Source organism: Acinetobacter sp. NyZ410 (genome assembly GCF_022828975.1).
Classification (GTDB): domain Bacteria; phylum Pseudomonadota; class Gammaproteobacteria; order Pseudomonadales; family Moraxellaceae; genus Acinetobacter; species Acinetobacter guillouiae.
On the sequence record NZ_CP094620.1, the window covers coordinates 3,445,286 to 3,466,872 of the forward strand.

Annotated in this window: 24 protein-coding genes; 11 read left to right on the forward strand and 13 right to left on the reverse strand. The window is 38.7% G+C overall.

All coding sequences use genetic code 11. The features are described from left to right. The first annotated feature begins 108 nt into the window (after positions 1 to 108). Positions 109 to 654, forward strand: a complete 546-nt coding sequence (locus MTO68_RS16340; protein WP_244013492.1) for a hypothetical protein — start codon at positions 109 to 111, stop codon at positions 652 to 654. After that, positions 651 to 1,640 (forward strand): aldo/keto reductase, encoded by a 990-nt coding sequence (locus MTO68_RS16345; protein WP_244013494.1) that lies wholly within the window; start codon positions 651 to 653, stop codon positions 1,638 to 1,640. Before MTO68_RS16340 ends, MTO68_RS16345 begins: the two co-directional genes overlap by 4 nt. 100 nt (positions 1,641 to 1,740) lie before the next feature. Here the strand turns inward: MTO68_RS16345 and MTO68_RS16350 are convergent, their stop codons facing one another. The 9 genes from MTO68_RS16350 to lepA all read right to left on the reverse strand — a co-directional run bounded on the left by MTO68_RS16350 (position 1,741) and on the right by lepA (position 9,198). Next, positions 1,741 to 2,385: a tRNA-(ms[2]io[6]A)-hydroxylase gene (locus MTO68_RS16350; protein WP_034616324.1), complete on the reverse strand. Its 645-nt coding sequence runs from the start codon at positions 2,383 to 2,385 to the stop codon at positions 1,741 to 1,743. Between the two features lie 34 nt (positions 2,386 to 2,419). Continuing rightward, a complete protein-coding gene (pdxJ, locus tag MTO68_RS16355) occupies positions 2,420 to 3,145 on the reverse strand; it encodes a pyridoxine 5'-phosphate synthase (protein WP_004717080.1) in 726 nt (241 codons plus the stop codon). Positions 3,146 to 3,176: 31 nt separating this feature from the next. Beyond that, entirely contained in the window at positions 3,177 to 3,896 is a 720-nt protein-coding gene (gene recO / locus MTO68_RS16360; RefSeq protein WP_004717082.1) for a DNA repair protein RecO, read from the reverse strand. 11 nt (positions 3,897 to 3,907) lie between these two features. Continuing rightward, a complete protein-coding gene (locus MTO68_RS16365; RefSeq protein ID WP_004717085.1) occupies positions 3,908 to 4,099 on the reverse strand; it encodes an NF038104 family lipoprotein in 192 nt (63 codons plus the stop codon). A 20-nt stretch (positions 4,100 to 4,119) separates the two neighbouring features. Further along, on the reverse strand, positions 4,120 to 5,148 hold the full coding sequence (gene era / locus MTO68_RS16370; RefSeq protein WP_004717086.1) for a GTPase Era: 1,029 nt from the start codon (positions 5,146 to 5,148) through the stop codon (positions 4,120 to 4,122). Positions 5,149 to 5,153: 5 nt separating this feature from the next. After that, positions 5,154 to 5,846: a ribonuclease III gene (gene rnc, locus MTO68_RS16375; RefSeq protein WP_004717088.1), complete on the reverse strand. Its 693-nt coding sequence runs from the start codon at positions 5,844 to 5,846 to the stop codon at positions 5,154 to 5,156. Further along, complete coding sequence (locus MTO68_RS16380; protein WP_004717090.1) at positions 5,818 to 6,192, reverse strand: DUF4845 domain-containing protein; 375 nt, start codon at positions 6,190 to 6,192, stop codon at positions 5,818 to 5,820. The genes rnc and MTO68_RS16380 overlap by 29 nt, the downstream gene beginning before the upstream one ends. A 312-nt stretch (positions 6,193 to 6,504) precedes the next feature. Continuing rightward, entirely contained in the window at positions 6,505 to 7,359 is an 855-nt protein-coding gene (gene lepB / locus MTO68_RS16385) for a signal peptidase I (RefSeq protein WP_034616309.1), read from the reverse strand. 21 nt (positions 7,360 to 7,380) lie between these two features. Continuing rightward, positions 7,381 to 9,198, reverse strand: coding sequence for a translation elongation factor 4 (gene lepA / locus MTO68_RS16390; RefSeq protein ID WP_004717093.1), 1,818 nt, complete (start codon positions 9,196 to 9,198; stop codon positions 7,381 to 7,383). A 732-nt stretch (positions 9,199 to 9,930) separates the two neighbouring features. Here lepA and MTO68_RS16395 point away from each other — a divergent pair. The 8 genes from MTO68_RS16395 (at position 9,931) to MTO68_RS16430 (ending at position 16,886) form a co-directional block, all read left to right on the forward strand. Then, the gene (locus tag MTO68_RS16395; RefSeq protein ID WP_244013496.1) at positions 9,931 to 10,842 is read left to right on the forward strand and encodes a sigma-70 family RNA polymerase sigma factor; all 912 of its coding nucleotides are present in this window, start codon (positions 9,931 to 9,933) and stop codon (positions 10,840 to 10,842) included. An 87-nt stretch (positions 10,843 to 10,929) separates the two neighbouring features. Next, entirely contained in the window at positions 10,930 to 11,430 is a 501-nt protein-coding gene (locus MTO68_RS16400) for a hypothetical protein (RefSeq protein ID WP_244013497.1), read from the forward strand. A 491-nt stretch (positions 11,431 to 11,921) separates the two neighbouring features. Then, positions 11,922 to 12,671, forward strand: a complete 750-nt coding sequence (locus tag MTO68_RS16405) for an SDR family oxidoreductase (protein WP_244013499.1) — start codon at positions 11,922 to 11,924, stop codon at positions 12,669 to 12,671. 113 nt (positions 12,672 to 12,784) lie between these two features. Continuing rightward, positions 12,785 to 13,474: a glutathione binding-like protein gene (locus tag MTO68_RS16410; RefSeq protein ID WP_034616301.1), complete on the forward strand. Its 690-nt coding sequence runs from the start codon at positions 12,785 to 12,787 to the stop codon at positions 13,472 to 13,474. A 313-nt stretch (positions 13,475 to 13,787) separates the two neighbouring features. Continuing rightward, positions 13,788 to 14,510, forward strand: a complete 723-nt coding sequence (locus tag MTO68_RS16415) for a YggS family pyridoxal phosphate-dependent enzyme (protein WP_244013501.1) — start codon at positions 13,788 to 13,790, stop codon at positions 14,508 to 14,510. A gap of 9 nt (positions 14,511 to 14,519) precedes the next feature. Beyond that, entirely contained in the window at positions 14,520 to 14,798 is a 279-nt protein-coding gene (locus tag MTO68_RS16420; protein ID WP_244013502.1) for a hypothetical protein, read from the forward strand. 41 nt (positions 14,799 to 14,839) lie between these two features. Further along, positions 14,840 to 15,562, forward strand: a complete 723-nt coding sequence (locus MTO68_RS16425) for a glutamine amidotransferase (protein WP_034616295.1) — start codon at positions 14,840 to 14,842, stop codon at positions 15,560 to 15,562. A 10-nt stretch (positions 15,563 to 15,572) separates the two neighbouring features. Then, complete coding sequence (locus tag MTO68_RS16430) at positions 15,573 to 16,886, forward strand: GntR family transcriptional regulator (RefSeq protein WP_244013504.1); 1,314 nt, start codon at positions 15,573 to 15,575, stop codon at positions 16,884 to 16,886. Positions 16,887 to 16,990: 104 nt separating this feature from the next. On the opposite strand, the gene MTO68_RS16435 is transcribed toward MTO68_RS16430, so the two are convergent. From MTO68_RS16435 to MTO68_RS16445, 3 genes are all read right to left on the reverse strand, one after another. Then, positions 16,991 to 18,043, reverse strand: coding sequence for a triacylglycerol lipase (locus MTO68_RS16435; RefSeq protein ID WP_034616293.1), 1,053 nt, complete (start codon positions 18,041 to 18,043; stop codon positions 16,991 to 16,993). Between the two features lie 133 nt (positions 18,044 to 18,176). Further along, positions 18,177 to 19,229 (reverse strand): lipase secretion chaperone, encoded by a 1,053-nt coding sequence (locus MTO68_RS16440; RefSeq protein ID WP_244013505.1) that lies wholly within the window; start codon positions 19,227 to 19,229, stop codon positions 18,177 to 18,179. Positions 19,230 to 19,297: 68 nt separating this feature from the next. Further along, positions 19,298 to 19,993, reverse strand: a complete 696-nt coding sequence (locus MTO68_RS16445; RefSeq protein WP_244013507.1) for an alpha/beta hydrolase — start codon at positions 19,991 to 19,993, stop codon at positions 19,298 to 19,300. Between the two features lie 210 nt (positions 19,994 to 20,203). On the opposite strand from MTO68_RS16445, the gene MTO68_RS16450 reads away from it, so the two are divergent. Next, the gene (locus MTO68_RS16450; RefSeq protein ID WP_151802995.1) at positions 20,204 to 21,091 is read left to right on the forward strand and encodes an AraC family transcriptional regulator; all 888 of its coding nucleotides are present in this window, start codon (positions 20,204 to 20,206) and stop codon (positions 21,089 to 21,091) included. A 72-nt stretch (positions 21,092 to 21,163) separates the two neighbouring features. Here the strand turns inward: MTO68_RS16450 and MTO68_RS16455 are convergent, their stop codons facing one another. Beyond that, positions 21,164 to 21,469, reverse strand: coding sequence for a helix-turn-helix domain-containing protein (locus tag MTO68_RS16455; protein WP_244013509.1), 306 nt, complete (start codon positions 21,467 to 21,469; stop codon positions 21,164 to 21,166). Positions 21,470 to 21,587 lie beyond the last annotated feature (118 nt).

The following is a 21,587-nucleotide window of genomic DNA, read 5'->3' on the forward strand; positions in this document are numbered from 1 at the left end:
GGCGTCAATCATATGAAATATGCATTCATTCTCAGTAGTACACTACTGATCACATCATGTTCTGCAAATGATCCAGCAGCAATAATCACAAGAACGCAGGTTAATAATATGACTCAATTTTTGTCTGAATTTTTACCTTCGCATTATCAAAAAGTGTATCAACAAGATGTGCTGAGCGACCAACAGCATGTGCAATTGGTCCGCTATCAGAAATTACCATTACTCAAACTGAATGGCGAAAATTTCAGTTATTTATCGGATCAAACAGGCGCTTTAAAAGGATTTTCATATTTAGATGAAAGCCTTCTCAACGGTCATTTACCCACAAAAGCGCAAGCGCAAAAAATCAGTGATGACTTTTTACAGCACTATGCACCAGACTTACTGCAACATCGAGAGATTCATTGGATCGATCAGCATGATGAAAACGTGCACATCAATGGAAAAACACAAAAGATTGCGGGCATAAAAGTCAAAATGCGCAACTTAAATGATGGTCGCTGGTTTTGGGTCATTATTGGTAAAAATCAACGGCCCATTATTTTTGAAAGAGATATTGTCTGGGCCAGTTTTCCTGGCCACCGCAAAACTGAAAAATGGTTACATGATTCATGGGCTAAAGATCACCTCATCATTAAAGGTCAATCAAAATGAAAAAATTAAGTCAAACACATCTTAAAATTTCACCAATGGGTTTAGGTTGTATGGGAATGAGTGAGTTTTATGGTCAAACTAATGATCAAAACTCATTACAAATTTTGGAACAAGCATTTCATGCAGGTATTAATTTTTTTGATACTGCGGATACTTATGGCCATGGACACAATGAACAGTTATTGGGGCAATTTATTGCACACTATCGAACTGAACGAGAGGCAATGGTAATCGCGACTAAATTTGGTATTGTACGTGCTGAAAATCACTATAAACGCCGTATTGATAATACGCCAGATTATATCCGTAGTGCCTGTGAGGCTTCGTTAAAACGCTTAGGTATTGAACAAATTGATTTATATTATTGTCATCGACGACAACCTGAAATCCCAATTGAAGATGTTACTGGTACGCTTGCAGATTTGGTTCAAGAAGGCAAAATCAAAAGTTTTGGCTTTTCTGAAATCTCAGCACAATCCTTAGAAAAAGCCTGTGCTATTGCGCCTGTTGCAGCAGTCCAAAGTGAATATTCACTCTGGTCACGTGAACCTGAACAAAGTTTATTAAACACTTGTCAGCAACTGAATGTTGAATTTGTTGCTTATAGTCCATTAGGACGGGCATTTCTCACTGCAGATTTAAATCCAGAAACTATGCCTGAAAATGATTTCAGAAAAAACTTACCCAGATTACAGGGTGAAGCCTTTCAGTCAAACCAGCTATTACTGAAAAAATTTAGTGATTTATGCCAGTCATGGCAACACAGCAATGCACAAATTGCCTTAGCTTGGTTACTGTGCAAACATGCTCATGTCACGCCAATTTTTGGAACACGACATTCAAAATATTTACAGGATAACCTTGCAGCCAATCAGATTAACCTCACGACTGAACAAATTCTGCAACTTGATCAACTTTTTGCACCTGATCAGATACAAGGTGAACGTTATCCAGATGCAGGCTGGACAGGTATCGAAACTGCTTAAAGCAACAATTCCATTTGGTTTTTCTTAAACAGCACAACGAAATAGACCAAAGCAATGCTTTGGTCTATTTTTTAAATTCAGTTTTTAATCAGACAAGCAGTTAAACTGGCACACCGCTATGGAAACGGAAAGTCTTATCAGGCGTTAAAATCAAATCCTTCTCTACTTCACGGATCAATTCGATGCGTTGCTGAATATCCTCTTCTGGATCTTTTAATTTAGCAGTTTTAGCAACATCTAAAGCCAAAGCTAAATAGTCCTCATAGTGACGAGATTCAGATTTCAGCAAGTAACGGTAATAACGACCCAACTCATCATCTACCAATGGTGCTAAGGCATAAAATCGTTCACAAGAACGTGCTTCAACAAACGCACCAATCACCAAAACATCAATCAAAGCTTCTGGTTCATAAGTACGAATTTCTTTACGCAAACCACCTGCGTAACGACCTGCACTCAGACCTTTCCATTCTTGACCACGTTTGCTCATAAACTCTAAAACTTGTTCATAATGCAACATTTCTTCACGCACAAGTTGCGCTAATTTGATCTGCAAATCGGTAAAAAAACTGTAGCGAAACATCAAGTTCATTGCTGTTCCAGCCGCTTTCTTTTCACAATTCGCATGATCCTGCATGAGCAATGGGAGATTGTTCAATGCCTCATCCAACCATGCCTTTGGCGTTTCACAGCCTAAAAAAGCAATTACAGGTTGCATAAGCTCATCATAATTCATATTCGACATGATCAATATTCAACAACGTAAATCAAAAATTAAATTAACCAGCTGCATGAAGTGCGGCCTTCATGTCCTTCACTGCTTGTTCCAAACCGACAAAAACACTTTCGGCAATAATCGAATGTCCAATATTGAGTTCATGAATCTGAGGAATTGCAGCAATTGCAGCCACATTGTCCAAATTCAAACCATGACCAGCATTGACGACCAAACCTTTAGATGCTGCGTACTCAGTACCTTTAATAATTCTTTCGAGTTCAATCTGTTGAGCTTCAGCAGTTTTAGCGTCTGCATAAGCACCCGTATGTAATTCAATAGTGGGTGCACCACAAGCAATTGCAGCATCGATTTGTGCAAAATCAGCATCAATAAACAAAGATACATCACAACCAATTGCAGTTAATGCCTGAGTCGCAGCTTTAACATCTTCAAAATGCCCAAGCACGTCTAAACCACCTTCTGTGGTGATTTCTTGACGTTTCTCTGGCACAAAACACACATGATGCGGTTGAATCTCTTTTGCAAATGCAACCATTTCATCAGTTACAGCGATTTCCAAGTTCATTCTTGTCGTCAATACAGGTCGCATACGGCGCACATCATCATCTTGAATATGACGACGATCTTCACGTAAGTGTAAAGTGATGCCTTCCGCCCCTGCTTGTTCGCAAATTAATGCAGCTTTCACAGGATCAGGATAAGTCGTTCCACGTGCTTGTCTGAGGGTTGCAACATGGTCAATGTTTACACCTAGCAATGCAGCCATAACATTCTCCTAATTAACCAATAAATTAAAATTAACGGCTCAACGTTTTAGATTGAGCATTTTGAACCCAAAGCTGACGACTTTTTAATGGTCGATCACCTAAAAGTGAAGTAATCATTTGTCGATAGAGTTTAGCCAATAATTGTAACTGCTCTGGGCTAAAATCCCTACCCTTTTCATAATTTGCCATGCTTAGAATTTGTTGGCCCAGCAACGTCCCAGACGAGGTATATGACACTGGTGTAAAGCCTTCGGCCAATTGAAATTGATAACGTTGGGTCAGCATAATCTCTTGTTGATTTGAATCATGCCCATAATCCAGTGGATAGCCCAACTCTTCTAACAGTGCGTGTTCAAACTGGCGTAAAATTTGTCGAAGAAATAAATCAGCTTGTGGATGTTCAGCCAATTTTTGTAAATGTTGTAAAGTTAAATGGTATTGCTGAAATGTTTCAGACATCATTTCTTCAAGCGGACATAAACGAAGCAGCAGTTCATTTAAATAAAAGCCCGAAAAGAAAGCATCCCCATAAAAGAAAATCGGTTGATTGAGTATTTCGAGTTTTGAAAAGTTTTTAAGCTCGGATTTTCCCGATGCTTGCAAAGTAATCGGTTGGTATTGTGGCGGTGGGGTTTGTCTAAGAATACCGTCGACACGACCATGCTCTTGTGTAAATAAGTGCACAATATGACTACGTTCTCTATATTTTCGATGATGGATTAAATAACCATGCAAGATTTCATTACGCATCTAGCTTGAACTTAATCATCCTTTTGTTTTTTCTTATCATCGTCATCATCCCCATCAGGAATAACAGCGCCTACAACCGCAGCAGTGCCTTTAACCACACCTTTTGTGGTTTTATAAGCAACTTTGACGGGAACTGTCACAATTTTAGTGATACAGCCTTGTAACATGATTATGCAAGCAAGAATTGCTATAACTCGAATCATTTCAGTTCCCAAAAAGTCAATTAAATATCGCTGTAGCCTAAACTTTTTAAAGCACGTTCGTCATCAGACCAACCACCTTTAACTTTCACCCAAAGTGTTAGCATGATTTTTTGCTCAAACATTTTTTCCATGTCGACACGAGCATCCATACCAATTTTCTTCAGCTTAGCACCTTTTTCACCGATCACGATGGCTTTTTGCCCAGGGCGATCAACAAAAATTGTGGCATCAATATAAGTACATGCAGCTTTTGGGCGACCCGTTTTTTCATTCACTGTCGCTTCTTCTGTTTTAAATGATTCAATTTGAACCGTTAAATCATAAGGCAGCTCTTCGCCTAACTGACGCATAATTTTCTCACGAATGATTTCACTGGCAAGAAAACGTTCTGAACGGTCAGTTAACTGTTCTAAAGAGTATAATGGTGGCTGGAATGGTAGATACTTTTCAATCGCTTCACGCAAATGATCCAAGTTTGCACCACGTAATGCTGAAACAGGAACAATTTCAGCAAAATTCATCAACTTCGCACGTTCTTGGATCAACGGTAAAATCATACGCTTATTTTCTAAGGTATCGATTTTATTGATAATCAAAACGACTGGCATTTCTGCATTTTGCAGTTTCTCTAAAACCAAGTCATCATTTGGTGTCCATTTCTGGGCATCTAAAACAAATAGAACCAAATTGACATCACGCAATGCAGAATGTGCAGCTTTGTTCATCATTTTATTGATCGCACGCACTTCTTTCTTGTGCATCCCCGGCGTATCAACAAATACAGCCTGAGACTTTTCACGACTATCAATACCAATGATTTTATGGCGCGTCGTTTGTGGCTTACGTGAAGTAATTGACAATTTTTGACCCAATAAATGGTTCATCAATGTCGATTTACCCACGTTTGGGCGCCCTACAATTGCAACAAATCCACTTCGGTAATCCGAAGGGATTTCTGTACCTTGTGAGCTAAAAAATTGATTAATTAACTCATTACCGCTTTCAGACGGCTCGTGATCAGCATCATTGTGATCGGAATGTGTACTCATGCAGTTTACTGCTCCAATATCTTTAAAAAATCCGCCGCGACTGCTTGTTCTGCAAAACGGCGACTTGATCCCTCACCCATCATTTTAGGCAAGCCATCTACTGTACATTCTACTTTAAAATGCTGGTTAGGTGCATCACCCTGAATATCTACGACCTCATAAACTGGGAGATGCTTTTTACGAGCTTGTAGATATTCTTGTAAACGTGATTTCGGGTCTTTAAGTTGATCTGTCGGTTCGATATGATCTAAATAGGGTTCATACCATTTTAATACAATCGATTCCAACAAAGGCAAATCCCGCGTTTCAGTGTAAATTGCGCCAATAATTGCTTCAACTGTATCTGCTAATATTGACTCACGATGATGACCACCTGATTTCAATTCACCTGTACTTAAAATTAAACTTTGACTTAACTTTAAATCATTGGCAATTTTACCCAGTGCTTCTTGGCGTACCAAAGTTGCGCGCATACGCGTCAAACGCCCTTCATTTTCATGAGGATACGCATGATATAAGTAGTTTGCGATGATCATACCCAACAATGCATCACCTAAAAACTCTAGGCGCTCATAGTTGTATTTGTGACTCACCGAGCGATGAGTCAGCGCGAGTTGTAATAACTCGTATTGTTTAAACTGGTAACCGATTCTACTCTGTAAGCGAGGATCACTTACTTTCAACTGACCTTTGATCAAAACTCTTCTCGAAAGTGAGGACTAAATCTATATTCAGCATGAAATTTTTTCGTACTTCATATTTTTTAGTCACTTGTAAACCATCTTTAGTTGATACAGTCGCAATATCCTCAAGTTTAGTATCTCGGATATTGTTCATTTCTAACCGTTTATCAACTTCTGTTGCAAATTTCATTGGTGTGATTTCAGCAGAGCTATTCTTGATCTGCTCTACAATTTGATTATTAATCACACGATCATCCCAGTATAAAGGCCATACAGCAACTATGATTTTCAACATAAAAGCTAAAGCAATTATCCCCAATAAAATTCCAATATATGAAGCGCCTTGTTGATTTTTACGCATTTTTTTTATCCAACAGCTCAGAATGAATAATCTTTAATCGCAATTGAAAATAATCATATAATTGAGTCAAATACACTGCTGCAGACCCACTGATCATTTTCAATTGTTATAAATTTTTTATCCACTGCAAACCCTGGTGTGATAAAAAACTTTACCGCGCTATTATCCTTGAAACTGCATCAAGTTGCTAGTTTAAATCATTTGTTCTATTTCATTTTTCTTATAAATCAAGACAACTTTATAGCTTTAACAGATAAAAATAAAGGTCAATAAAAATTGACCTTTATTTGATTTTCTAAAAACTGTAGCCGATTAGTTAATTGCACCATTGCGACTAAATGAAGGCATTTTTAAACCAGGTTCCTTATGCATCCACACATAGATTGCATGACCAGTTAAGTTCTCTTCAGGTACAAAGCCCCAAAAACGACTGTCTGCACTTTGGTCACGGTTATCACCCATGGCAAAATAATGGCCTTTTGGAACAGTCACTTCCCAACTTTGACCATTTGATTTTACAAAGCGGTCATTTGCAGTTGCTACATAAGGTAGGTCTTGTTTTTTCTGTGCATAATTAAATGCTGAAATCAAAGTATTTTGACCTTCCAGCAAACGAACTAAATGCTTATGTGTACCCATCGTTTCATAATAGTAGATTGACTTAGGCGTATCTAAAATATCTTTTTCACGACTAAACTCAGTAGGTACTTGCTCAACATTTTTACCATTGATTGTAAGTTGACCATTATTGAATTCAAGATGGTCACCCGGTAAACCAATAATACGTTTGATATAACTAATTTTTGGATTTTCTGGATAACGGAAAACAGCAACATCACCACGTTGTGGCTCACCAATATCAATTATCTTGGTATTGGTGATTGGTAAACGCACACCGTACTGGAACTTATTCACCAAAATATAATCACCTGTTTCTAAAGTCGGTACCATAGAATCAGAAGGAATATTAAACGGTTCAAATAAGAATGAACGCAACACCAAAACCACTGCTAGAACAGGCCAGAAATCATATGCCCATGAAATGATGACATTTTCATTCCCCTTACCTTTTGTTGCACGTTGTTTCAGTACAAACTTATCCAGTAACCATAGCCCAAAAAATATAAGCGTTGCAGGAACGAGAATTAAATTAAAATCAAAATCCATGAGCAATAAAACCTCTAGTTTTTATCTTTCTACTTTTAACACAGCAAGGAACGCTTCTTGTGGGATTTCAACACTACCCACTTGCTTCATGCGTTTCTTACCTTCTTTTTGTTTCGATAACAGTTTCTTCTTACGAGAAACGTCACCACCATAACATTTAGCCAATACGTTTTTACGCATCGCTTTAACTGTTGAACGTGCAATGATTTGTGCACCTATTGCAGCTTGAATCGCCACATCAAACATTTGACGCGGAATCAAGTCTTTCATTTTTTCAACTAAAGCAATACCACGGTGACGTGCATCATTACGATGACAAATCATTGCCAAAGCATCAACCTTATCACCATTAATTAACACATCGACCTTAACTAGAGATGAACTCTCAAAACGTACAAAATTGTAATCCAATGAAGCAAAGCCACGTGAGCAAGATTTCAATTTATCAAAGAAATCCATAACCACTTCTGCCATTGGAATTTCAAAGGTAATCGATACTTGATTACCCAAGAATTTCATATCTTTTTGCACACCACGACGCTCGATACATAAGGTCATGACATTGCCCAAGTATTCTTGAGGCACTAAAATATGACATTCAGCAATCGGCTCGCGTAAATCTTCAACCGTTGAACCATCAGGCATTTTAGATGGACTATCGATATAAATCGTTTCACCATTTTTCATCAATGCTTCATAGATTACGGTAGGCGCTGAACTGATTAAGTCTAAATCATACTCACGCTCTAGACGTTCTTGTACAATTTCCATGTGTAGCATTCCCAAGAAGCCACAACGGAAACCAAAACCTAAAGCATCTGAGCTTTCAGGTTCAAAGAACAACGCAGAATCGTTAATTTGTAACTTATGTAGCGCTTCACGGAATGGTTCAAAATCACTGGCATCAATTGGGAATAAACCCGCATAAACCTGTGGTTTTACCTTTTTAAAACCCGGTAAAGTTGCAACATCAGGTGTGGTTGCCAAGGTAATCGTATCACCAACTGGCGCACCAAAAATGTCTTTGATCCCTGCAATGATAAAGCCAACTTCACCCGCTTCTAAAATACCTGTATCGGTATGTTTTGGATTAAAAATACCAACAGAAGTGATGATGTGCGATTGACCTGTTGATTTCATCAACATTTTATCGCCTTTACGCACACGACCTTGTTTGATACGAACAAGTGATACCACACCTAAATAGTTATCAAACCAAGAGTCAATAATTAAGGCTTGTAAAGGCGCGTCACGGTCACCTTGCGGTGCTGGAATAATGTCAACCAATGTCTCTAAAACAGACTCTACACCTAGACCTGTTTTTGCCGAACATGTTGGTGCATGTGTTGCTTCAATACCGATAATTTCTTCGATTTCATGAATAACACGTTCAGGTTCTGCTTGTGGTAAATCGATTTTATTCAGGACGGGTAGTACTTCTAGACCCTGCTCAATTGCGGTATAGCAGTTTGCAACAGATTGCGCTTCAACCCCTTGTGCAGCATCGACAACCAACAATGCACCTTCACAGGCAGCAAGAGAACGCGATACTTCATAAGAGAAATCCACGTGCCCCGGTGTATCAATAAAGTTTAATTGATACTCTTGCCCATTTGGATGGGTATAGTACAAGGTTACAGAAGCCGCTTTAATGGTAATCCCACGTTCACGCTCAAGCTCCATAGAGTCTAGGACTTGAGCCTGCATTTCACGGTCTTGCAATCCACCACACATTTGAATGAAACGGTCTGCAAGTGTCGACTTGCCGTGGTCGATATGAGCGATAATCGAAAAATTACGTATATTGTTGATATTAACGGATTTCTTAGCTACTGCCATACACTACTCTAAAAATATGTACACAATCATGTACTCAATATCAAAAGTACTTATGACGTGCAAAAAATGAAATATCTTAATTGCTGCACAGTATAAGCAGAACAGGGTCAAAAATATAGTAATTACATATAAAAATAAGACCTGCTGTGTATTGTTTTATCAACTGCACCAATCCATGCTTTTAATCTGGTGACCCACAATAACAAGCAGAACCAAGCACTTTTTCTTGGTACTTATACTTCCAGATGCTGACGAATAATACGCTAATGCAGAAATAAGCGATGTTCTTTCTGTCCGTAAAATCTATAATCGTCTTTTTAATAAAAACAGGATCGGACTCATAAAAAGTTTGAGCCAGACTATAAAAAATAACTGATTAAATCTCATGATAAAAAAGAATGATCCTGCAAAATATCAATAAAACACATAAAATAACTGCAGCAGCTTCAAACAAAATTAAAATTATTTACAACTTTTTGACTCTTTTTATATTCCTCAATCGTTTTAGTAATAGCTTATCTAAACAAAAACATTAACGTGGTGCTGTGCAGATAGAAATTAACCTTATTGGCGGATCTAAAGGCACTTGATTCATGCTCAATAGAAATCTTTGTTCAACAACAAATTACAGTGACCGCAAAATGACAAAACAGTCAGGTCATTGATATGAATATTATCCTTTTAGGTTGCAGCGGCCATACCGCTGTGACCATGATTGAATGGTGAGACAATTTGAATAAAGACCATGATCCTAAGCCTAACATGCAACAGACCCAACTGATTAATCTGGCAGAACAGCTTCGCCCTGAACTGCATCGCTACTGTTCGCGACTGATGGGCTCTGTCATTGAAGGTGAAGATGTCGTTCAGGATACGCTTGCTCGGGCATTGCTTGTGATTGACAAAATACAAGATTTTCAGATGTTACGTGCCTGGTTATTCCGCGTAGCACATAACCGAGCACTTGACTTACTTCGAAGTCGAGCCATTCGAATAACAGAAGCTGTGGATAGTGTTACTGACGATATTGAAGATATAAATACCTCTGATCCGATGGAGATGCTGATGCGCGAGGAAACAATTAAAATGGCAGTTTCACGATTTATGCAACTCCCAGTACTTCAGCGCAGTGTCATCATTCTTAAAGACGTTCTTGATGAGCCTCTTGTAGACATTGCTACCCTACTGAATCTCTCAGTAGACTCAGTAAAAGCCCATCTTTCCCGTGGACGTGCTCGACTGCGCGAAATCAACATAACCACTGAGGAAGCACAAATTGCCCGACCAACATCTGATGCAGTAGCAAACTATGTAAAGCTGTTTAACCTACGCGACTGGAATGGGCTAAAAGCATTACTTTCTGATGATGTCAAACTCAGTCAGTCTACTCATCCTGTCCGTGTTGGCGCTGCCGATGTCTCCATGTTCTTTGGTGCCTACGCAAAAATTGACCATATCTGGCTAGTTCCCGCATGGCTTGGAGATCGCGAGGTCATTGCTGTCTTTGAAAACCGTATAGACCTCAAACCAAGTTATATCATGTGGCTGGAATGGCAAGAAGGCAAGATTAGCTTTATTCGAGATTACCGCTATGTGCGATATGTTGCCGCTGATGCAGAGCTGATATTAACCCCAAATAAATAAACCATTAGGCTCATCATCATACTCAAACCCATTCGCCATTGAGCATATAGCTATTGTTGATGAGCCAAATGCCTTAAGGAGAATGCCATGAAAGCACAAGCAATCCGTATTCCAGATCTAGCACGTGAAGTATGTCCTTTAGAAAATATTGGCTATGAAGATGCTTTTAGCATTGATATTCCGACTCCCATGATGACTAAAAAGTACAGCGCTGAAAAATGGGCATATGAGATTTTTGCCAATGCTCCTCCAGCAATCAATCAGATCGTTAGTCAGTCATGGAATACCTTGGGATTTAAATCTAAATCTGAATCACACTGGCAATCACTAGAATCAGCAACAATGATCAAGCAAGATGATTTAATCATGATGGTTGTTCACTCTGATTCAGTTGATATTCAAATATGTATGGTCATCAACCTGATCAAATCTCAGGTGATCTTCTCTTCTTTCTTTAGCCGCGGTCATAAATGGTTCTCAACACCCACCTTGAAAATGATGACAGTTCCGCATCGCTTCATTGCACCATATTTACTTAACACTGCCGCTGAGCGTATGAAATTAAAATCATATATTTTTGTTGTTTAAAAAATGGCACATCTCAAAATTGAGTAATGTCACTTATTCAATTGCATGTGTAATTTTACAGATAGGCTCTCCGTTGAGAGCTTTATTTTATTTCTTCATCTTGCTCAAATTTTTCCTACCCCCATATTCCCTTCTAATCGATGTTGTAATTTTGCCTAGTATGGCCAAGTAGCCACTACATTATCCTGCCTTTTCGGCTGTAGATGATGATTTAAAGTGATTCAACACATTTAAGCGTAGATGATAAAAATCATGTCCTGCCAAAAAAATCACTCAACTATCTTTCGATTCCACACCTGCCTCATCATCGCAAGTTATCAATACACATCCACATGATCAGACTGATCAGCGACCCATCAACGGATATAAAAAGTAGAGTCGAAAGTACGTCGCTAGATCAAATTAAAATAATTTAGAGGCTTTTTGACTCTTTTCCAAGGCTCCAATCGTTTTAGTAGTACGTCACTTTATTAGACATTGGAGAAATCGTCATGAATCTGAAAGACAAAAAAGTCGTGGTCACTGGTGGTAGTCGTGGTCTCGGTTTAGGTCTAGTTGAAGCACTGGTTGATCAAGGTGCAAAAGTAACTGTGGTTGCACGTAATGTAAAAGATCTTGATGCAGCCGCTGAACGGCTAGGTGTTTATACCATTTCCGCGGATATTACGGATGAAGCTGCGGCACACCGTATCATTGCAGACATTCGTCCAGATGTCCTTGTGTTAAATGCTGGAGCGGCGCCGCGAATGGGGCTTCTGGATGAATTAACTTGGGAAGAGTTTTCTATAAATTGGGAAACCGATGTCAAAGCAGCCTTTTTCTGGTTTCAAGCGGTATTAAAAAAACCACTTGATCCAGGCAGCCGAGTTTTAGTGGGATCTAGTGGTGCCGCTGAGTCTGGTTCTCAAATGACGGGTGGCTACGCCAGTTCTAAACGTGCGCTTTGGTTCATGACCAAATATGCCAATTTGTTTGCGCAAGATAAAAATCTTGGTATTCAGTTTCAGGCCATCGTTCCACGGCTAATGGTTCTTGGTACGGGAGTTGGCGACTCAGCAGCAGGTGCTTATGCAGCAGCCATGGGAATTACACCTGAAGAATTTGTCTCCCGCTTTGGGGCACCTATGCCACCGAGAGCTTTTGGTGATCATGTGATTTCAATACTTAAAAAGCCTCAATTTGCTGAGAGTATGGTACTGGGACTCAATGGTAATAATGGCGTGACGGTTATCGACTTATAACCACCACTCAAAAGATCAGGGTTATACAGCTAGTGCTAAGTGAAGCTGTTATCACTCTGATCATAATTTAAATCAGTTTATTTTCGCTCAAAACCTTATTAAGGCATCATCCTATGATCCACCTACATTACTGGCCAACGCCAAATGGCCATAAGATCACTATTTTTCTTGAGGAAGCAGGTCTTAAATATGATGTAACACCTGTGAATATCGGTCGGGGGGATCAGTTAAAATCAGCCTTCCTTGCTATTTCACCCAATAACCGTATTCCAGCAATCATCGATGATAGTCCAGACGATGGTGGCGAGCCTTTGAGTGTGTTTGAGTCTGGCGCAATTCTTCAATATTTGGCTCAAAAGAGCGGATTATTTCTCTCCAGTGAACCCAGAGCACGAATCATGGCCTTGGAATGGCTGTATTGGCAAGTCGGTGGGCTTGGTCCAATGTTAGGTCAGAATCAACATTTCGCAAAGTATGCACCTGAAAAAATTCCTTATGCAATCGAACGTTATGTCAATGAAACCCGACGCCTCTATAAAGTGTTGAATACTCATCTCGACGGACGTACTTTCATTACAGGTCAAGATTACTCAATTGCCGATATGGCAGCATATCCTTGGATCGTTCACCATGAAGAACATAGCATAAAGCTTGCTGATTTCCCTCATATTAAATCTTGGTTTGAAACAATCCGTGAACGCCCTGCTATTCAGCGTGCATATAAAGTAGCTCAGAAGGTACAAGTGATGGATCCAACTCAGGACAGCTTGGCACACAAAATATTATTTGGTTTGACTCAATAAAGTCAGGTCCTAACGAAATGAATTTGTTGCTGAACGATACATTATTCAGTAATCGTGTAGATGAGTCCTGAGATGCATGTCGTTACGATCAAATCCACCAGAGTCTGTTGACAATTCGTCAGGTACCATTTACTGGCAAAAAAAACACGCTAATCCCCACTACGCCTTACGCTACAAACAAAGCAGGGCTTTGCTCTTGCTCAGCTAGCAAAAATAAATTCTGCTGAGTGGAGGTGTTCTTTAAGCATTTGTTTATTGAACACGCTCATGATATTGTTCTATACAATAAATAATTTTGTCATAGGTCAATATTGTGCTCAAAGAAATTATTTCAGACAGACTGAGTGAAATTAAATTAACGATTGAGAAAGCCTGCCACAAGGTGAATCGAGATCCTTCTGAAATCAGATTATTGCCTGTCAGTAAGACATTTTCAGCAGAACATGTTCGAGCAATTCACGCGCTAGGATATGACTGTGTAGGGGAAAATAAAGTTCTTGAAGCCAAGAGTAAATATGAGGAACTAAAACAACTTAGCAATTTAAAATGGGTGCTGATTGGGCATCTACAGCGCAATAAAGTGAAATATGTAGCCCAATTTATCAGTGAATTCCATGCCTTAGATCGCGTCGAACTTGCTTACAAACTGAATAGTGCTTTAGAAAAAGAAAAGCGGATTATGCCTGTCTTTGTCCAAGTTAATACATCAGGCGAAAGCAGTAAATATGGCATTCAGCCTCACGAACTAGAACATTTCATAGAACAATGTCAGCCATTTAGCTACATAAAAATCGTTGGATTGATGACTTTGGCAATACATAGCCATGTCCCTACTGAAGTCAGGCAGTGTTTTCAGCTTTTAAGAGCACTAAGAGATCAAATTTCAAAAAAACATCCAGAGATACAACGGCTTTCAATGGGTATGTCTGGTGATTTTGAACTTGCGATCGCTGAAGGTGCAACAGATATCAGGATTGGACAAGCAATTTTTGGCGCACGTTCCAAACCAGACAGTTATTACTGGCCTACTGAATAGAGCATCACGATGAAAACTCATTATCAGATCAATATATATCGAGAAAAAAAGCTACTCGGTACTTTTACACCCAATCATCTTGCTTCACAAAATTCGATTCAACAACTCATCGCAACATTAACAGCAATTGATCCTATTGAAGTTGAGTTTGTACAAGTGACTGAAGATATGCGTGTTCTGATCTATCAAAATGGTCAGATGAGAACGTTGTCCTCTCAATACTCTTATCAAAATACAACTGCAGATTTAGTTTTTCAGCAGAATGAAGAGTCATCCAATTCAGTTTGATTTATAGCGCTGATCCACACTTATTTTACCGAGAGACAAACATGAACATGATAAAACACCAAGTTATTAATGTGATCCAATTTTTAAGTTTTGAGGATACAGGAAGCTTTACTCCCGTACTAAAACAGATGGGCTATGACATTTGCGTTTTTCAAGCAGGTGTAGATGATCTAAGTGCTATCTTACAAGAAAAGGACCCGCTTATCATTCTTGGCGGGCCAATCAGTGCTTATGACATCATTACCTATCCTTATCTCAAAGAAATCATCGTGGGATTGAAGCAACGATTAATAACCAATTATGCAACTTTTGGTATTTGTTTGGGTGCTCAACTGATTGCCACTGCTTTAGGTGCAAGAGTATATCCCGGCCACATCAAAGAAATAAGATGGGGGCGTTTATCCTTGAGTGCTCAGGCATTTGCATCACCTTTAAGGTTTCTTGAAGGTATACACGTTTTACATTGGCATGGTGATACCTTTGATTTACCTAGCGTTGGCACACACTTAGCTAGTTCAATTTACTATCCAAATCAAGCATTTAGTGTAGGAAATAATATTATAGCATTACAGTTCCATGCTGAAGCAGATCCTAAACAATTTGAAAGATGGCTCATCGGTCATACTGATGAATTAAAGCAACATAAGATAGATATTTTGGATTTAAGACTTGAGAATCAATATTATGGCAATATACTGGCAGACAAAGCAAAACTTGTACTTGAAGACTGGTTAAATAACTTGATCGGGTTTGAAAGTAAATGATTGGATCTATATGGCTGAAATTAAAGGTAAAACATCTCAGGACATTCAAAATAGTATTCGAGAACTTATTCAGAATGGGATTTTGAAGGAGGGGGAATTATTACCCAATATTCGCGCTTTGGCCACTGAGCTGGAAGTCAATCGTAATACAGTTGCTGCCGCCTATAAAGATTTAGCCTTAATGGGGATTGTTGTATCCAAAGGGCGTGCAGGCACTCAAGTTCGCAAAAGTCCACAAATTAACCGTTTTGAAAATCTTCAAAAAACCAATCAAACATTTTTTGACCTCGCGCATGGAAATCCATGTCAGAATTTTTTACCTCAATTAAATGAAATCAACTTTAATTTTAATACTTCGTATTTATATGGTGACAGTACCAAGCTTTCAGTGCTTGAAGCGTTTGCACGAAATGAAATTTTTGCTGATGTAAATAATCAAAATTCTGAAATTGAATTTACCCATGGTGCGGTAGATGCAATTGAAAGAATTCTCAATGCACATTTAATCCAATCTGACAGTATTGCGATTGAGCAACCAGGTTTCATTACCAGTATTCATACTTTACAGGTGAATCGCTTTAATATGGTGTTTTTCCCAGTTACAGCACAAGGTTATGATATTCACAGTATAAGAAAAGCACTAGAGCAAAAAGCCAAAGCAATTGTCATTACACCAAGAGCGCAGAATCCGACCAGTTATAGTCTTGATGCTAAAACGGCACAAGAATTACATCAGTTATTTTCTGAATACCCTGATGTACTCATTATTATTGATGATCACTTTTCATTACTTGCCACAACACCTTATTATCACATTGTGCCTGAATCTACCCGACATTGGGCGGTGATAAGATCTGTATCAAAATTTTTAGGTCCGGACTTTAGATTTGCATTTATCAATTGTGATCCTCAGACTGCGACCAGACTAAGGATGAAACTAAATCCAAACTGTACCTGGGTGAGTCATATCTTACAAAAGATGATTTTTTCGCTTATGACATCGGAAAAAGTTCATCAATTAATGAATAAAGCAAAAATACAATATCAGACAAAAAATCAAGAAATCGTTAAAAAATTATTGGATCAAAAGCTTCTAGATATAAGTTATTGTGATGGTTTAAATCTATGGATCGAACATGTGCAAGCTCAGGAAATAGCCTATCAACTCGCGCTAATGGGATGGAAAGTCAGACTTGGAAAAGAGTTTTCATTAGGCCAAGATATTAAAGCTATACGTATCACCACTTCTGAATTAGATGAACAAAAAGCGATGGACCTATTCAATGATTTATCATTTATCTTAACTAAAATAATGACACTCTAAAATTTATGCTTTTCATCCATTATTTTTGCTAACGATCTTAAACTGAGGAAAAGTAGAAAACTAATTTCCTACTTTCCTTCATGAAAAAACATTGAATTTAAAAATCAGAAACCTGCCAATTTTAAACGATTAGCATGCTGACTATATAACGGAACTGGATCTGCACCAGCACCAGAGCCAACAAGTCCGACAATCTGATTAACTTCATCCAAATGGTTCTGTGGATAATTATCGCGAATGACATTGCCCAAATGAGATGAACATATTGGTACCAAACCGTCACTATCACTACCAGTGCTCAATTTGATAAATGCTTCACCCGCAAGCAACCCGTAAGCTGTAGGATCTAATAAATTTGTGAGTCCGCCTTTACCTGACCATGAATAATAATTCACACCATTTACTGTAGCGGCTCCTGAACCACACTCAGTCACTGGAATACCTTGCGGGAAAGTGGCATTAAACTCACCAGCCCCAGCCTTGGTCAAACCTGCAAGTGCACTTAAAACATCTTGATCATATGCACCACCATTGCTAGAAGTCCCCCCCAGAAAACTTTCTATACCTGTAAACATATTGATTACAGCTCCGATAGTTTTATCAAAGCCTATTACACTGGCTGGTTTACGTATAAATGTTTCCACCAAATCTGCAACAGGACTACCTTTATTTGAACCCGCAATACCTGTTACGGATGCAACTAAATCAGGACGAACCCCAGCAACATAGCGAACAGTTTGCACACCTTGGCTATGACCAATCAGGTTAACTTTTTCTGCACCTGTTAAAGCCTGAATCGTGAGAACTTGTTTAAGTAATTGTTCACCACGTACTGCATCTGAGTTAGCAGCAGATGTGTTAGTTACATATACATCAGCGCCTTGGCGACTTAAATCCTGAGGAATACCATGCCAGTAATTGATCGGTCCAATCTGAGAAAAACCAAATAAACCATGTGCAAATATCAAGGGATACTTAGTTTTGGCATAATCTGTTTTTTTAGAGAACAGTCCCCAATCCGTTGCAGATGTTTTGCTACAACCCGCTTGATCGTTTTTGATACCGCAATTTTGATAACTTGTAGTTACAATTGCTGAGCTGTTAACCGATGTGAATATGATGGCCCCAAATACCAAGGCCGGGATTGCTTTTTTCATTGTTCAAGACTCCATATATTTGAACATTATTTTTGTATTACATTGATTTCTTGATACTTCAAAATATTTCCCTGAAAATCTCCTTGTTTAATTCTCAATGCTATATTTCTGTTATTGATAATTTCCTTATTGCCTATTCAGCGACTTTTTTATTCGAATTAGCCTGTATCTGTTCAAAAGTCTGTGCACGAATTCGTTCTTCTGGGCTGCTAAAAGATTTATTACGTAATTCATTTATTGCAACCTGTTGTTGAGTCGCATCTTGCTGACTCGCTGTAATTTGTGCTCTCGCTGCAAGATAAATATCTACTCTTTTTTGCCACTGGCTTTCCTGTAAATCAACCTGAGTGAGGCGATCTGCTGCTGCCGCACCGACTAATTTTTTACGCATCTCGTACAGCTCACTTGCTGAACCTCCACGTTGATTAATCTCAGTGGTCAATTCCTGTAATTGGTTGTATTGTAAAATTGGCTGCATACTTGCTTTCAGTTCTTCTGGCTGTTCATTCAGCAATGCTGCACTTTTTTCTGCCTTCTGATTTGTGCTTAAGCGTTTATCATTATTGATCGCGTATTGTGCAATTGCGTACTGGTCATAGCTTTCTTCTTGGGCAAAAAATACATCTGCTTCCTGTGGCGTAAAAATCTGTCTACGCAGCTTAACTATAGCTGAAGCTACTGTTTTAAAGTCCTTTGCACTGTTGGTCTGAGCTGCAGGTAGCTTTTCACGCTGATGCAGATAATCCATATACTTATCAAGTAATTGATAAGTATATGGTTGAGCAGTCGTTGGTAGAAGACCAGCAAGGTATTGACGAATATCAACAACAATACTGCTTTCAGTTTTTTCACCAATACTTGAAAGAAAATAATCGAAACAGTCGCGAATTCCACGCGACAAAACCAATTGCCCTTTCGTATCAACCTGTAAAGGGCAGTTCACCTCTGTCCCCCGCAGTGATGGTGCCAACTCAGGCATAACACCATGAAACTTTAATACTTGTTGATTTGTATCAGAAACTGACGCAACAGTATTCACTGACTGCTGATTTTGTATTGTTGAATTTGAACGTGATACGTCACTGACAGCATGAGTTTCTGGCTTTAGATACCATACTATTCCGACAAGAAATAATACGACCAAACCCAGTAATAGAAATTTTCTATATCGGTTTACAACATCCATGTTATATCTCTTTTCAATATTTTATTATGTTTTTCACAACCTCAGACTTTCTGATACTTAGAAAATCTTTAACCAGCTAGAAAAGTAGCTGCTTGATCAATAAGTTCTGTTACTTCAACAGGTTTTGATGCTAAAGATGCATGACTGGCATTCAGTGAAATTATTTTTTTAGCTGACATTCGTGCTGACATCATATTTTGATTCTCAGGATTAATCATTCGATCATCTATAGAGATTTGATACCAAGATGGTTTAGTTTTCCATGCTGGTGAAGTAATCACATCACCAAACGTACTAGCCAACGGTGCCTTTTGGGTTACTGCCATGACCAAACCTTCATCCGCAGTCAAATCTTGACAAAAGCTTTCATGAAATTTATCTGCTTTTAACCAGAGATAACCATCACTGTCTGGTGCTAAATTTGGCGCCGCTTCAGGTAAGTTCTGTTGGGTAATCGCCCCAGGGCTTTCACCTGAATCAGGTGCAAATGCAGCAATATAAACCAGACCTACAACATTGGGTAAATTTCCAGCTTCTTTGATGACAGCACCGCCATAGGAATGACCAACCAACAAAACATCACCATCTATTTGTTTAATAATTTTTTTTGTACGTTCTACATCATCAGCCAGTGAGGTCAGCGGAATCTCAACAGCATGCAGAGACGAATATCCTCTAGCTGCCAATTCTAGAATAACTTTATTCCAGTGCGCTGCGCCTCCCCAAAAACCATGTACCAATATAACCGTTGGTTTTAAACTCATTTGCTACTCCAGAAAATTATTATGTTCATATTCAAGTGATCTAGCTTTTCAAGAAGTTTCATGGCATAACTATTAAGAGCGAATTAATAATTGATACTTTTGGTCAGTCAAAGCTTCCTGCAATGATTATTAGGCATAAATTACCGGCTAACAATCACCAAGAATGCAAAGTTTTTGCAGAAACAGTATTTTTCTCGGAATTCCAAAAATATGCTTAGTTCGTTTTCAGATACTTTTTTTGATATCTATCGGTTATCAGGTATAGCAGGCAAAATCCATAGTATTTCAACTCTTTTGTCTGGAGAAATACTAGAATTTTCTCCAAATCATGGCTATATACATATTATTCAGAAAGAAAAATGCCTTTTAACAATGGATCATCTGGAACATCATCTGGAATTGAAACATTGCGACATAGTTGTGGTTTTACCTGGTAACTTTCACAGTATAAGCTTGAATACAGATGCATTTCAGGATGCTAAAATCATCACCTGTACAATCGATTTTTCAGGTATTTATGGCTCAGCCATTGCCGAGGGGTTACCTGCTTTTATTCATGTCCCTTTTACCTGTAAAGCCACAAATATTATTGCAGAATGGGTTCCAATCACTGTTCATGCAATTCAACAGGAACTCAAAGCGCCTTCGATAGGCAGTCAGATTATGCTAACCAGAATTATTGATCTATTATTTATCTGGTCAATTCGGTGCTGGCTTAGCACTGTTGAACCAAATCATAAAAGCTGGATTTCAGCATTACAGGAACCGATGATCAGTAAAGCCATGTCTTTAATGCATAATCACCCGCATTTTGACTGGACTGTTGAAGAACTCGCAAAATCTACCAATTATTCTAAATCAAGCTTTTACAAGAAATTTACAGAATCTGTCGGGACCACCCCAATACAATATTTAAAATCGCTGAGAATGCGATTAGCCAGTGAATTGCTATTAACCACGCAAAAAAGTATTTTTCATATTGCTGAGCTTGTTGGCTATTCCTCTCAGGCTGCATTCAGCCGAGTATTCTCCCAAACATTTAACTACTCACCTTCTGAGTTTAGAGAATCCTTTAAAAATAATCCTGCACAGGAATAAAACACAACCGCACTTATTAACAATGTATTGTGCAAAATATTGTTAAATCAAAGTATTTTAATAGTTAGCTTTTTATTCATTTAAGTCTGTTTCGGAATCTGGCATGCCAAATTTGAGTTCATCACCAACTTTGGCGATTGCGTGAATAGCGGGTAGGAATTTTGCACCAATAACTGTTAATTTGTATTCTACAGAGGGCGGCGATGTCGGGATTGGCAGACGTTGTATAATTCCTTTACTTTCCAAATGACGTAGACGTTCTGTCAATACTTTTGCGGTAATTGATGGCAAGTCAGCTCTTAACTCTCCAAATCGACGTGGTCCAGCACTTAAACACCAGATGATTTCTGCAGTCCAAGCGCCCCGTAGCAGTGCCATACTCTTACTCAAGGGACAGACATTATTTGGCGAAGGCGCACGGTTTTTTCGTAGCTTTAGACCCAAAGTTTCCTCCATTCATTCTTGAGATTTTCTCTGAGATTTCTTATTTATTCAT

Excerpts from the sequence above, each read along its gene's own strand:
- MTO68_RS16450 (WP_151802995.1), top strand. The coding sequence starts at position 20,204 with ATGCTTAGTTCGTTTTCAGATACTTTTTTTGATATCTATCGGTTATCA.
- era (WP_004717086.1), bottom strand. The coding sequence starts at position 5,148 with ATGAGTACACATTCCGATCACAATGATGCTGATCACGAGCCGTCTGAA.
- MTO68_RS16400 (WP_244013497.1), top strand. The coding sequence starts at position 10,930 with ATGAAAGCACAAGCAATCCGTATTCCAGATCTAGCACGTGAAGTATGT.
- MTO68_RS16405 (WP_244013499.1), top strand. The coding sequence starts at position 11,922 with ATGAATCTGAAAGACAAAAAAGTCGTGGTCACTGGTGGTAGTCGTGGT.
- MTO68_RS16345 (WP_244013494.1), top strand. The coding sequence starts at position 651 with ATGAAAAAATTAAGTCAAACACATCTTAAAATTTCACCAATGGGTTTA.
- MTO68_RS16440 (WP_244013505.1), bottom strand. The coding sequence starts at position 19,229 with ATGGATGTTGTAAACCGATATAGAAAATTTCTATTACTGGGTTTGGTC.
- pdxJ (WP_004717080.1), bottom strand. The coding sequence starts at position 3,145 with ATGGCTGCATTGCTAGGTGTAAACATTGACCATGTTGCAACCCTCAGA.
- lepB (WP_034616309.1), bottom strand. The coding sequence starts at position 7,359 with ATGGATTTTGATTTTAATTTAATTCTCGTTCCTGCAACGCTTATATTT.
- recO (WP_004717082.1), bottom strand. The coding sequence starts at position 3,896 with ATGCGTAATGAAATCTTGCATGGTTATTTAATCCATCATCGAAAATAT.
- MTO68_RS16410 (WP_034616301.1), top strand. The coding sequence starts at position 12,785 with ATGATCCACCTACATTACTGGCCAACGCCAAATGGCCATAAGATCACT.
- MTO68_RS16365 (WP_004717085.1), bottom strand. The coding sequence starts at position 4,099 with ATGATTCGAGTTATAGCAATTCTTGCTTGCATAATCATGTTACAAGGC.
- MTO68_RS16350 (WP_034616324.1), bottom strand. The coding sequence starts at position 2,385 with ATGTCGAATATGAATTATGATGAGCTTATGCAACCTGTAATTGCTTTT.
- lepA (WP_004717093.1), bottom strand. The coding sequence starts at position 9,198 with ATGGCAGTAGCTAAGAAATCCGTTAATATCAACAATATACGTAATTTT.
- MTO68_RS16435 (WP_034616293.1), bottom strand. The coding sequence starts at position 18,043 with ATGAAAAAAGCAATCCCGGCCTTGGTATTTGGGGCCATCATATTCACA.
- MTO68_RS16445 (WP_244013507.1), bottom strand. The coding sequence starts at position 19,993 with ATGAGTTTAAAACCAACGGTTATATTGGTACATGGTTTTTGGGGAGGC.
- MTO68_RS16380 (WP_004717090.1), bottom strand. The coding sequence starts at position 6,192 with ATGCGTAAAAATCAACAAGGCGCTTCATATATTGGAATTTTATTGGGG.
- MTO68_RS16455 (WP_244013509.1), bottom strand. The coding sequence starts at position 21,469 with ATGGCACTGCTACGGGGCGCTTGGACTGCAGAAATCATCTGGTGTTTA.
- MTO68_RS16340 (WP_244013492.1), top strand. The coding sequence starts at position 109 with ATGACTCAATTTTTGTCTGAATTTTTACCTTCGCATTATCAAAAAGTG.
- MTO68_RS16430 (WP_244013504.1), top strand. The coding sequence starts at position 15,573 with ATGGCTGAAATTAAAGGTAAAACATCTCAGGACATTCAAAATAGTATT.
- MTO68_RS16425 (WP_034616295.1), top strand. The coding sequence starts at position 14,840 with ATGAACATGATAAAACACCAAGTTATTAATGTGATCCAATTTTTAAGT.
- MTO68_RS16420 (WP_244013502.1), top strand. The coding sequence starts at position 14,520 with ATGAAAACTCATTATCAGATCAATATATATCGAGAAAAAAAGCTACTC.